At 67.8% G+C, this 12342-nt stretch carries 10 protein-coding genes; 3 read left to right on the top strand and 7 right to left on the bottom strand.

The window, feature by feature from the left end:
* Positions 1-2 precede the first annotated feature (2 nt).
* The 6 genes from rplC to rpsL all read right to left on the bottom strand — a co-directional run bounded on the left by rplC (position 3) and on the right by rpsL (position 5454).
* A complete protein-coding gene (gene rplC, locus AC0NZQ_RS05060; protein WP_474528554.1) occupies positions 3-674 on the bottom strand; it encodes a 50S ribosomal protein L3 in 672 nt (223 codons plus the stop codon).
* Between the two features lie 16 nt (positions 675-690).
* Positions 691-996: a 30S ribosomal protein S10 gene (gene rpsJ / locus AC0NZQ_RS05055; protein WP_040804197.1), complete on the bottom strand. Its 306-nt coding sequence runs from the start codon at positions 994-996 to the stop codon at positions 691-693.
* Between the two features lie 147 nt (positions 997-1143).
* Positions 1144-2340 (bottom strand): elongation factor Tu, encoded by a 1197-nt coding sequence (tuf, locus tag AC0NZQ_RS05050; RefSeq protein WP_474528553.1) that lies wholly within the window; start codon positions 2338-2340, stop codon positions 1144-1146.
* A gap of 87 nt (positions 2341-2427) precedes the next feature.
* Entirely contained in the window at positions 2428-4524 is a 2097-nt protein-coding gene (fusA, locus tag AC0NZQ_RS05045) for an elongation factor G (RefSeq protein ID WP_474528552.1), read from the bottom strand.
* 85 nt (positions 4525-4609) lie between these two features.
* The gene (rpsG, locus tag AC0NZQ_RS05040) at positions 4610-5080 is read right to left on the bottom strand and encodes a 30S ribosomal protein S7 (protein ID WP_474528551.1); all 471 of its coding nucleotides are present in this window, start codon (positions 5078-5080) and stop codon (positions 4610-4612) included.
* Positions 5080-5454 (bottom strand): 30S ribosomal protein S12, encoded by a 375-nt coding sequence (gene rpsL / locus AC0NZQ_RS05035; RefSeq protein ID WP_474528550.1) that lies wholly within the window; start codon positions 5452-5454, stop codon positions 5080-5082. Before rpsL ends, rpsG begins: the two co-directional genes overlap by 1 nt.
* A gap of 447 nt (positions 5455-5901) precedes the next feature.
* Between rpsL and AC0NZQ_RS05030 the strand changes: the two genes are divergently transcribed.
* From AC0NZQ_RS05030 to AC0NZQ_RS05020, 3 genes are all read left to right on the top strand, one after another.
* The gene (locus tag AC0NZQ_RS05030) at positions 5902-6660 is read left to right on the top strand and encodes a hypothetical protein (RefSeq protein WP_474528548.1); all 759 of its coding nucleotides are present in this window, start codon (positions 5902-5904) and stop codon (positions 6658-6660) included.
* Positions 6661-6758: 98 nt separating this feature from the next.
* The gene (locus AC0NZQ_RS05025) at positions 6759-7553 is read left to right on the top strand and encodes a TrmH family RNA methyltransferase (protein ID WP_474528547.1); all 795 of its coding nucleotides are present in this window, start codon (positions 6759-6761) and stop codon (positions 7551-7553) included.
* A 29-nt stretch (positions 7554-7582) separates the two neighbouring features.
* Complete coding sequence (locus tag AC0NZQ_RS05020; RefSeq protein ID WP_474528546.1) at positions 7583-8128, top strand: N-acetyltransferase family protein; 546 nt, start codon at positions 7583-7585, stop codon at positions 8126-8128.
* A 250-nt stretch (positions 8129-8378) separates the two neighbouring features.
* Here AC0NZQ_RS05020 and AC0NZQ_RS05015 read toward each other — a convergent pair whose 3' ends face one another.
* Positions 8379-12278 (bottom strand): DNA-directed RNA polymerase subunit beta', encoded by a 3900-nt coding sequence (locus tag AC0NZQ_RS05015; protein ID WP_474528545.1) that lies wholly within the window; start codon positions 12276-12278, stop codon positions 8379-8381.
* Positions 12279-12342: the final 64 nt, after the last annotated feature.

Raw genomic sequence — 12342 nt, 5'->3', positions numbered from 1 at the left:
CCTTACAGCCCCTTCTCGACCGGGTTGAGCTCACCGGACTTGCCGGCGCTGCGGACGACCAGCAGGCCGCCCTTGGGCCCCGGCACGGCGCCCTTGATGAGGATGAGGCCGTTCTCGGCGTCCACTCCGTGGACGGTGAGGCCGGTGGTGGTCGCCTTGACCGCGCCCATGCGACCGGCCATGCGCATGCCCTTGAAGACACGCGCCGGGGTGGCGCAGCCACCGATCGAGCCGGGCTTGCGGTGGTTGCGGTGCGCACCGTGCGAGGCCGAGACGCCGTGGAAGCCGTGGCGCTTCATGACACCGGCGGTGCCCTTGCCCTTGGTGGTGCCCGAGACGTCGACGCGGGCGCCGGCGGCGAACACGTCGGCGGTGATCTCCTGGCCGACCGTGTAGCCCTCGACGGCGTCGGTGCGCAGCTCGACGAGGTGTCGGCGCGGCGTGACGTCGGCGGCCTTGAAGTGGCCGGCCACGGGCTTGGTCACCTTGCGCGGGTCGATCTGCCCGTAGGCGAGCTGGACGGCGGTGTAGCCGTCCTTCTCTTGAGTCCTGATCTGGGTGACGACGCACGGCCCGGCCTTGACGACGGTGACCGGAACGATCCGGTTGTTCTCGTCGAAGACCTGGGTCATGCCGAGCTTCTCGCCCAGGATCCCAGTTCTGTCGTTAGCCATTGGTTCAGATCTCCGCTTACTGAATGTTGACGTCGACCGAGGCCGGGAGGTCGATGCGCATGAGCGCGTCGACCGTCTTCGGCGTGGGGTCGAGGATGTCGATGAGCCGCTTGTGGGTGCGCATCTCGAAGTGCTCGCGGCTGTCCTTGTACTTATGCGGCGAACGGATGACGCAGTAGATGTTCTTCTCCGTCGGCAGCGGCACCGGGCCGACCACCCGGGCGCCGGTACGGGTCACCGTCTCGACGATCTTGCGCGCACTGGCGTCGATGGCCTCGTGGTCGTAGGCCTTGAGCCGGATGCGAATCTTCTGTCCCGCCATAGTGGCTGACTCACCTTCACTGTTTTCGGTGCTGCTGCAGGTTCGAGCCCGCCCGCCCGATGGGGCGGAGGGCACCCGTCCGGGTGGAGTACCGGGTCCGACGGATCGGCCCGGCTCCACCCGGACGGGGTGGAGCTGGTGGTGCTACTACTCGACGATCTTCGTGACGCGGCCGGCACCGACGGTGCGGCCACCCTCGCGGATCGCGAAGCGCAGGCCGTCCTCCATGGCTACCGGCTGGATGAGCTCCACCGACATCTCGGTGTTGTCACCCGGCATGACCATCTCAGTGCCCTCGGGGAGGGTCACGACGCCGGTCACGTCGGTGGTGCGGAAGTAGAACTGCGGGCGGTAGTTGTTGAAGAACGGCGTGTGACGGCCACCCTCGTCCTTGGAGAGGATGTAGACGTTCGCCTCGAACTTCGTGTGCGGGGTGGTCGTGCCCGGCTTGATGACGACCTGGCCGCGCTCGACGTCCTCGCGCTTGATGCCGCGCAGCAGCAGACCGACGTTCTCACCGGCCTGGCCCTCGTCGAGCAGCTTGCGGAACATCTCGATGCCGGTGACCGTGGTGGTCTGCTTGTCGGTGCGGATGCCGACGATGTCGACGGTCTCGTTCACCTTGAGCACACCGCGCTCGATACGGCCGGTGACGACCGTGCCACGACCGGTGATCGTGAAGACGTCCTCGATCGGCATGAGGAACGGCTTGTCGGTGTCACGCTCGGGCTGCGGGATCGAGTCGTCGACGGCCTGCATGAGCTCCAGGACCGACTCGCCCCACTTGGCGTCGCCCTCGAGCGCCTTCAGCGCCGAGACCTTGACGATGGGGGCGTCGTCGCCCGGGAACTCGTACTGGGTCAGCAGCTCGCGGACCTCAAGCTCGACGAGCTCCATGATCTCCTCGTCGTCGACCATGTCGGCCTTGTTGAGCGCGACGACGATGTACGGGACACCGACCTGGCGGGCCAGGAGCACGTGCTCCTTGGTCTGCGGCATCGGGCCGTCGGTGGCGGCGACCACCAGGATGGCGCCGTCCATCTGCGCGGCACCGGTGATCATGTTCTTGATGTAGTCGGCGTGACCGGGGCAGTCGACGTGCGCGTAGTGCCGGTTCTCGGTCTGGTACTCGATGTGCGCGATCGAGATCGTGATGCCGCGCTGCCGCTCCTCAGGCGCCTTGTCGATCTGGTCGAACGCCTCGGTGCTCGGGTTCATGTCCGGGTACTTGTCGTGCAGCACGCGCGAGATCGCTGCCGTCAGCGTCGTCTTGCCATGGTCGATGTGACCGATGGTGCCGATGTTGACGTGCGGCTTGGTCCGCTCGAACTTGGCCTTCGCCACTGTGGATCCCTGTCCTCTCGGGCTGGTTTGCCGGTCTTCTTGGTCCGGCTTGTGTTGACTGTTGTCTTGAAACTCTGGTGGTGCTGACTACTCGCCGGTGACCTTGGCGACGATCTCCTTGGCCACGTTGGCCGGGACCTCGGCGTAGCTGTCGAACTGCATCGAGTAGCTCGCGCGGCCCTGGGTCTTGGACCGCAGGTCGCCGACGTAGCCGAACATCTCCGACAGCGGCACCAGGGCGCGGACGACACGGGCGCCGCCACGCTCCTCCATGGCCTGGATCTGGCCACGGCGGGAGTTGATGTCGCCGACCACGTCGCCCATGTTGTCCTCGGGCGTGGTGACCTCGACGGCCATCAGCGGCTCGAGCAGCACCGGGTTCGCCTTCTTGGCCGCGGCCTTGAAGACCATGGAGCCGGCGATCTTGAACGCCATCTCCGAGGAGTCGACGTCGTGGTAGCCACCGTCGAGCAGGCTGAACTTCACGCCCACCATCGGGTAGCCGGCGAGGATGCCGTACTGCATGGCCTCCTGCGCGCCCGCGTCCACCGAGGGGATGAACTCCTTGGGGATACGGCCACCGGTGACCTTGTTCTCGAACTCGTAGGAGGGGCCGTCCGCGGTCATCTCCAGCGGCTCGAGCGCCACCTGGACCTTCGCGTACTGACCCGAACCACCGGTCTGCTTCTTGTAGGTGAGGTCCTCGCGCTCGACGGCACGCTTGATCGTCTCGCGGTAGGCCACCTGCGGCTTGCCGACGTTGGCCTCGACGCGGAACTCGCGCTTCATGCGGTCGACGAGGATCTCCAGGTGCAGCTCGCCCATGCCGGAGATGACCGTCTGACCGGTCTCCTCGTCGTTCTGGACGCGGAAGGTCGGGTCCTCTTCGGCCAGCTTCTGGATCGCGGTGCCCAGACGCTCCTGGTCGGCCTTGGTCTTCGGTTCGATCGCGACGTCGATGACCGGCGCCGGGAAGGTCATGGACTCCAGCACGACGGGCTTCTGCGCGTCCGAGAGCGTCTCACCGGTGGTGGTCTGCTTCAGACCCGCGACGGCGATGATCTCGCCGGCACCGGCACGCGACAGCTCTTCGCGCTTGTTCGCGTGCATCTGGTAGATCTTGCCGATCCGCTCCTTGCGGTCCTTGGTGGAGTTCAGGACCTGCGAGCCCTGCTCCATCACGCCGGAGTAGATGCGGACGAAGGTCAGCTTGCCCAGGTGCGGGTCGGTGGCGATCTTGAAGGCCAGCGCCGCCAGCGGCTCGGACTCGTCGGCCTTGCGCTCGGCCGGCGTCTCGCCGTCCTGCAGCGTGCCGGTGACGCCACCGACGTCCAGCGGCGACGGGAGGTAGTCCACGACCGCGTCGAGCAGCGGCTGCACGCCCTTGTTCTTGAAGGCGGTGCCGGTGAGGACCGGGTTCACCAGGTCGGCCAGCGTCGCCTTGCGGATCGCGGCCTTGATGGTGGCGACGTCGAGTTCCTCGCCCTCGAGGTACTTCTCGGCGATCTCGTCGTCGACGTCGGCGAGCTGCTCAAGCAGCTTCTCGCGGTACTCGGCGGCCTGGTCGGCGAGCTCGGCCGGGATCTCCTCGACCTCGTAGTCCTCACCGAGCTTGGTCTCGCCGCGCCAGACGAGCGCGCGCATCTGCACCAGGTCGACGACACCGATGAAGTCGGCCTCGTTGCCGATGGGCAGCTGCAGCACCAGCGCGTTGGAGTTCAGCCGCTCGCGCATCATGTCGACGCAGCGGAAGAAGTCAGCGCCGGTGCGGTCGAGCTTGTTGACGAAGCACATCCGCGGCACGGAGTACTTGTCGGCCTGCCGCCAGACGGTCTCGGTCTGCGGCTCGACACCGGCGACACCGTCGTACACGGCGACCGCGCCGTCGAGGACGCGCAGCGAGCGCTCGACCTCGACGGTGAAGTCGACGTGACCGGGGGTGTCGATGATCTGGATGGTGTGCCCCTTCCAGGAGCACTTCGTCGCGGCGGAGGTGATCGTGATGCCACGCTCCTGCTCCTGCTCCATCCAGTCCATCGTGGCTGCGCCGTCGTGGACCTCACCGATCTTGTAGTTGATACCGGTGTAGAAGAGGATGCGCTCGGTCGTCGTGGTCTTGCCCGCGTCGATGTGCGCCATGATCCCGATGTTGCGGGTCTTGGCGAGTTCGGCTGCGTTTGCCATGGTCTCTCTTCCTTGCTGGCGGGCGGGTGCTGTAGGTCGGGGGTGACCCGGCTTCAGCGAAGCTTGCGAGCTGAGCGATCGAGCACTACCAGCGGTAGTGCGCGAAGGCCTTGTTCGACTCGGCCATCTTGTGGGTGTCCTCGCGACGCTTGACGCTGGCGCCCAGGCCGTTGCTGGCGTCGAGGATCTCGTTCATGAGGCGCTCGGTCATGGTCTTCTCACGACGCGAACGCGAGTAGCCGACGAGCCAACGCAGGGCCAGCGTGGTGCTGCGGCCCGGCTTGACCTCGATCGGCACCTGGTAGGTGGCGCCACCGACGCGGCGGCTCTTCACCTCGAGGGCGGGCTTGACGTTGTCGAGCGCGCGCTTGAGGGTCACCACCGGATCCGTGCCGGTCTTGTCCCGGGTGCCCTCGAGGGCGCCGTAGACGATGCTCTCGGCGGTCGACTTCTTGCCCGACAGCAGCACCTTGTTCACCAGCTGGGTGACCAGCGGGGAGGCGTAGACCGGGTCGACGACCAGCGGTCGCTTGGGGGCGGGTCCCTTGCGAGGCATTAGCCCTTCTCCTTCTTCGCGCCGTAACGGCTGCGCGCCTGCTTGCGGCCGCGGACACCCTGGGTGTCCAGCGAGCCACGGATGATCTTGTAGCGAACGCCGGGCAGGTCCTTCACGCGACCGCCGCGGACGAGCACGATCGAGTGCTCCTGCAGGTTGTGGCCGACGCCGGGGATGTAGGCCGTGACCTCGATCTGGCTGGTCAGCCGGACACGGGCGACCTTGCGCAGGGCCGAGTTCGGCTTCTTGGGCGTGGTCGTGTACACGCGGGTGCACACGCCACGGCGCTGCGGGGAACCCTTCAGCGCCGGCGTCTTGGTCTTGTCGACCTTGTCCTCGCGGCCCTTGCGGACCAGCTGCTGGATCGTAGGCATGCGGCCTGCAATCTCCTCGTTCGTCGAATCTGTCCTGCTTCCGGGACGCGGGCGCGCTCCGGCGAATCTGCTGTGCTGTTGTGTGGGGCGGCCACGCCTGTGGGCCGACCTCCGGTCCCCGAGGTCGGGCGTGTCGCGCTACCTCGGATCCCCGCCGGCCGGAATCATGCTGACCTACGGGGGTGGAGCTCGGTGCGACCACGGCTGCGGCACACCTGACGACCCGGATAGCTCCGGGCACAAGGAGCAACTGTACTCAGGTCTGCGCGCCACTCCAAATTGCCCCCTGAGGGCACTCGGTGGCGCGGTCGGCTGCGGCCGGTCGCTCCCCTGCGCGGGCGCAACGAACGAAGGTCCGATGTCCCTGTCCTCTCCCCGCGCGCGGGGAGAGGATGCGCACGACTTGGCGGTGGGATTCCCGGCGGGCGGAATGCGGAGGAGTACAGCGTGAAGAAGGAAATGCCCAAGGCCCTCACGGCCAAGGAGTGGGACGCCAAGAAGGGCGTCATCGCGAAGATGGCCGGCGAGACCGGCATGGGCGCTGCCCTGAAGAAGCTGGACGCGGCATGGGCGAAGGTGCCGGCCGAGGCCCTGGACCCGAACCAGGCCTTCGAGACGGCGAAGGTGAAGCGGACGACGGCGAACTTCGAGACCTTGAAGGGCAAGGCCGCGTCGGCCAAGTCCTCGGTCGAGTCTGCTCGCAAGGAGGTGCAGGCCGTCCGGGATCTCGCCACGACGTTGCAGACCAAGTGGAAGGCCAGCAAGGTCATCCCCGCCTCCTCCACTAAGTACGTCGCCGACATGGCCAAGACGGCCGACACGCTGTTCATCGCCCTCCGGAGCTACGACCGTGACTGGGCGGCGGCGGGCGAGGCCATCGCCAAGGAGGAGGAGCGGCAGCGCAAGATCGGCCTGGAGGCCATCGCGAGCATCTTCAAGTCCCTGCGCGCCAACGCCGATGTGGTCCGTGCGACCCCGACCGTGAGCACCTACAACGGCGACGCCGGCAAGGGGTTCCACCAGAACGTCCGCGGCATGGCGGCCGCCCTGGACCGCAGCAAGAACGACGACTGGATCGCCTGGAACCAGAAGAACTGGCGCCCGATGGCCCAAGACACCTTCCGTCCCAAGACCGATTCCGACGTCCTGCCGAAGGTGACCCAGGTGCTGAAGGCGCTCGACGAGCTCAGGCAGCTCGTCAAGTAGGCGACGCTCCGACGATGGGCCGGTTCCCCCGCGGGACCGGCCCTTCGCTCGTCCGGGGAGGACCCGGCGCCGTCCCGGCCACGGGCTAGGCTCGGGCGGTGACGACGCCGGAGCTCATCGACAGCGACTCGCACCCGGCGATCCGCCGCGTGCTCGACGTCATGAAGCCCGGCCGTGGCATTCCCCGTACCGCGCTGATCGAGGACGCCGAGCCCATCGCCGCCAGCGTCGCTGCCGGGGTCCGCTTCCACGAGGTCTTCTCGCTGGCCGGCCAGCCGGTCCCCGGGCCGGTGCTGGAGGCGTGCCTGCGCCACGACGTGCCGATGCGCCTGGTGTCGCCGACGGTCGTCAACGCCGTCTTCAAGGGTGACCGGAGGCCGAAGACCTTCGGCCTGGCCCGGGTGCCGCGGCCGCACCGCCTCGACGACCTGCTCGCCACCGGACGCGACCTCGTGCTGCTCGACGGGGTGCGGATCGTCGGCAACATCGGCGCCATCGTGCGGACGTCCTATGCCCTCGGCGCCGGCGGCATCGTCCTCGTGGACAGCGAGCTCGCCTCGGTGGCCGATCGCCGGCTGGTGCGGGCCAGCCGCGCCTACGTCTTCTCGTTGCCGGTCGTCCTGACCGGTCACGACGAGGCCGCCGCGTTCCTGGCGGACAACGGCATCGAGCAGGTCAGCTTCGAAGCCGACGGAGATCTGGCGCTGTCCGGTCTGTCGCAGCTGCCGGGGCGCCTGGCGCTGGTCTTCGGCAGCGAGAAGCGCGGACCGTCCGAAGGGTTCTCGGGCTCGCGTCGTGTCTCAATCCCGATGCATCCCGGCGCGGAGTCGCTGAACGTCTCGGTCTCGGTGGGGATCGGTCTTGCTCAGCGGGTCGGACGCAACCTCGCCTGAGCCACTCCCCCGCGGCGGAGACTGGCGCGATGACGATCCGCGACGCCACCGAGGACGACGCCGCCGCCTGTGCCGCGATCTATGCGCCCTACGTCCGCGACACCGTCATCACCTTCGAGGAGGAGGCACCTGACGCTTCGGAGCTGGCCCGCCGCATCGTCACCGCGCAGCGGCGTCATGCCTGGCTGGTGGCCGAGCGCGACGGCGTGGTGGTCGGCTACGCCTACGGCGGGGAGTACAAGTCCCGTGCCGCCTATCGGTGGAGCTGTGAGGTGTCGGTCTACCTGCGACCGGGGCTGCACCGTGAGGGGCTGGGGCGGGCGCTCTACGACGCCCTTCTCGCCAGGCTCGCCGCATGCGGCTACCGGACCGCCGTCGCCGGCATGACCGTGCCCAACCCGGCCAGCGAGGGCCTGCACCGGGCGCTCGGCTTCGAGCCGGTCGGCACCTGGCGGCGGATCGGGTGGAAACACGGCGCCTGGCACGACGTCACCTGGGTGCAGCGCTCGCTGCGGCCGGACGGCGCCGACGTCGACGCCCCGCCCGGCCCGGTGCACCCCCGTCCCCGCTCCTGATGAGCGCGCGATAGCGGGTCCGTCTGATGAGTGGGCCGATATCGGCTCAGTGGGCCAACATTCCGGCCCACTCATCGGATTTTGGCCCACTCATCAGTCGGGGGGCTGGACCGGGCGGGTCGGGCGGGTCGGTCGGGGCGGGACGGACGGGGCAGACGACGAAGGGCCGGCCCCCTGACGGGGGTCGGCCCTTCGTTGGTCACTGCTCAGCGATGATCGGCGCTACCCGCCTCAACATGCTTCGATCGGCTCAGCGGTAGTCGTCGTACCCGAACTCGTCGAGCGGGACGGCCGGGCCGAGCGCGTTGTTGCCGAAACCGTAGTAGTCGTTCTCGTCGTACCCGGACATCGAGAACGCCGCGGCGCGGGCCTCTTCGGTCGGGTTGACGTCGACGTTGCGGTACTTCGAGATGCCGGTACCGGCCGGGATCAGCTTGCCGATGATCACGTTCTCCTTCAGGCCGACCAGCGAGTCGGACTTGGCGGAGATGGCGGCGTCGGTGAGCACGCGGGTGGTCTCCTGGAAGGAGGCCGCCGACAGCCACGACTCGGTCGCCAGCGAGGCCTTCGTGATGCCCATGAGCACCGGGCGGCCCGAAGCCGGCTCGTTGCCCTCGGCCACCACGCGCCGGTTCTCGGACTCGAAGAGCGTCCGCTCGACCAGCGAGCCCGGCAGGAACTCGGTGGCACCCGACTCGATCACCGTGATGCGCTTGAGCATCTGCCGGATGATCACCTCGATGTGCTTGTCGTGGATCGCCACACCCTGGCTGCGGTAGACCTCCTGGACCTCGCGCACCAGGTGCAGCTGCACCTCGCGCGGGCCCATGATGCGCAGCACGTCGTGCGGGTTGACCGCACCCGAGATGAGCTGGGTGCCCGCCTCGACGTGGTCGCCGTCGTTGACGAGGGGACGAGCACGCCGGGTGATCGGGTACTCCTTCTCCTCGTCGCTGTCGTCGGGCGTGATGATGATCCGCCGGCTGGAGCCCTTGGAGCCGTCGGACTCCTCGAAGCGGACCCGACCAGAGGTCTCGGCGATGGGCGACATGCCCTTCGGGACGCGGGCCTCGAAGAGCTCGCCGACACGCGGCAGACCGTGCGTGATGTCGTCACCGGCGATGCCGCCGGTGTGGAAGGTACGCATGGTCAGCTGGGTGCCCGGCTCACCGATCGACTGGGCGGCGATGATGCCGACCGCCTCGCCGACGTCCACGAGCTTGCCGGTGGCCAGCGAGCGGCCGTAGCAGGTCGCGCAGGTGCCCAGCGAGGACTCGCAGGTGAGGACCGAGCGGACCCGGACCTCGCTCACGCCCGCCTCGACGAGCTCGTCGATCAGGACGTCACCGAGGTCGGTGCCGGCCGTCGCGACGGTTGTCTTGCCGTTGGTGATGTCCTCGGCCAGCACGCGGGCGTAGACCGAAGTCTCCACGTGCGGGTCCTTGACCAGGGTGCCGTTGACGTCCTCGGCGATCGTCAGCTTGAGGCCGCGGTCGGTGCCGCAGTCCTCCTCGCGGATGATCACGTCCTGCGAGACGTCGACCAGACGACGGGTCAGGTAACCCGAGTCGGCGGTCCGCAGCGCGGTGTCGGCCAGACCCTTGCGGGCACCGTGGGTGGCGATGAAGTACTCCAGCACCGACAGGCCCTCACGGAAGTTGGCCTTGATCGGACGCGGGATGATCTCGCCCTTGGGGTTGGCCACCAGACCGCGCATACCGGCGATCTGCCGCATCTGCATCATGTTTCCGCGCGCACCGGAGTTCACCATGATGTACACCGGGTTGGTCTTCGGGAAGTTGCCTTCCATCTCCTTGGCGACCTCGCTGGTCGCCTTGGTCCAGACCTCGACGAGCTCCTGCCGGCGCTCGTCGGCGGTGATGACACCGCGCAGGTACTGCTTCTCGATCTTCTCGGCGTCGGACTCGTACCGCTCGAGGATCTCGGCCTTGCGCGGCGGCGTCACGACGTCGTCGATGGCGATGGTGATGCCCGAACGAGTCGCCCAGTGGAAGCCTGCCGCCTTGAGGGCGTCGAGGGTGTTGGCCACGACGACCTTGGGGTAGCGCTCCGCCAGGTCGTTGACGATCTGGCCGAGCTCCTTCTTGACGACCGGGTAGTTGACGAACCGGTAGTCGGCCGGGAGGGCGTCGTTGAACAGGCAGCGACCCAGCGTGGTCTCCACCAGCGCCGGAGAGCCGGCCTCCCACTCCTCCGGGGACTCCCACTTCGGCTGACCCTGGCCGTTGTCCACCGTCGTGACGTGCGGCAGCCGGATCTTCACCGGAGCCTGCAGGTGCAGCGTGCCGGTGTCGCGAGCCATGATCGCCTCGGCCGGCGAGCCGAAGACGCGACCCGCGCCGTCGGCCTCCGGCTTCACGGCGGTCAGGTGGTACAGACCCAGGATCATGTCCTGCGTCGGCATGGTCACCGGACGACCATCGGCGGGCTTGAGGATGTTGTTCGTCGACAGCATCAGGATCCGCGCCTCGGCCTGCGCCTCGGCCGACAGCGGCAGGTGGACCGCCATCTGGTCACCGTCGAAGTCCGCGTTGAAGGCGGTGCAGACGAGCGGGTGGATCTGGATGGCCTTGCCCTCGACCAGCTGCGGCTCGAAGGCCTGGATGCCCAGGCGGTGCAGCGTCGGCGCACGGTTCAGCAGCACCGGGTGCTCGCGGATGACCTCTTCCAGGACGTCCCACACCACGGGACGGGCACGCTCGACCATGCGCTTGGCCGACTTGATGTTCTGCGCGTGGCTCAGGTCCACCAGGCGCTTCATCACGAACGGCTTGAAGAGCTCCAGCGCCATGCCCTTGGGCAGGCCGCACTGGTGCAGCTTGAGCTTCGGGCCGACGATGATCACCGAACGGCCGGAGTAGTCGACGCGCTTGCCGAGCAGGTTCTGGCGGAACCGGCCCTGCTTGCCCTTGAGCAGATCCGAGAGCGACTTCAGCGGACGGTTGCCCGGCCCGGTGACCGGGCGGCCGCGGCGGCCGTTGTCGAAGAGGGCGTCGACGGACTCCTGCAGCATCCGCTTCTCGTTGTTGACGATGATCTCGGGCGCGCCGAGGTCGATCAGTCGCTTGAGGCGGTTGTTGCGGTTGATGACCCGGCGGTACAGGTCGTTGAGGTCGCTGGTGGCGAAGCGGCCACCGTCGAGCTGCACCATCGGGCGCAGGTCCGGCGGGATGACCGGGACGCAATCGAGCACCATGCCCTGCGGGCTGTTGGTGGTGGCGAGGAAGGAGGCCACGACCTTGAGCCGCTTGAGGGCGCGGATCTTCTTCTGACCCTTGCCCGAGCGGATGGTCTCGCGCAGGCTCTCGGCCTCGGCGTCGAGGTCGAAGTTCTTCAGCAGGGTCTGCAGCGACTCGGCACCCATGCCGCCTTCGAAGTAGTCGCCGAAGCGGTCGCGCAGCTCGCGGTAGAGCAGCTCGTCACCGATGAGCTGCTTGACCTCCAGCTTGCGGAAGGTGTCGATGACCTCGTCGAGCCGGTCGATCTCGCGCTGCGCGCGGTCGCGGATCTGGCGCATCTCCCGCTCGCCGCCCTCACGCACCTTGCGGCGGACGTCGCTCTTGGCGCCCTCGGCCTCGAGCTCGGCCAGGTCGGTCTCGAGCTTCTTGGCACGGGCGTCGATGGCCGCGTCGCGGTTCTTCTCCAGAACGCCCTTCTCGGCGCTCATCTCGGCCTCGATGGTCGGCAGGTCCCGGTGGCGGTCCTCGTCGTTGACCGAGGTGATCAGGTACGCCGCGAAGTAGATGATCTTCTCGAGATCCTTGGGCGCGAGGTCGAGCAGGTAGCCCAGCCGCGACGGCACACCCTTGAAGTACCAGATGTGGGTGACCGGGGCGGCGAGCTCGATGTGGCCCATGCGCTCACGGCGCACCTTGGCGCGGGTGACCTCGACGCCACAGCGCTCGCAGATGATGCCCTTGAAGCGCACGCGCTTGTACTTGCCGCAGTAGCACTCCCAGTCCCGGGTGGGACCGAAGATCTTCTCGCAGAAGAGACCGTCCTTCTCCGGCTTGAGCGTCCGGTAGTTGATGGTCTCGGGCTTCTTGACCTCGCCGTGGCTCCACTGCCGGATGTCGTCGGCGGTGGCCAGGCCGATACGCAGCTCGTCGAACACGTTGACGTCGAGCAAGGTTTTCCTTCTTCCCTATGGGTCTTGCGATTCAAGCGGGGCGCACGGGCCGCGTCGGCCGGCT

It is taken from the genome of Jatrophihabitans sp. sgz311053 (genome assembly GCF_056135305.1).
Note: the sequence above shows the minus strand (reverse complement) of the source record. Positions and strands in the feature narration are given on the sequence as shown.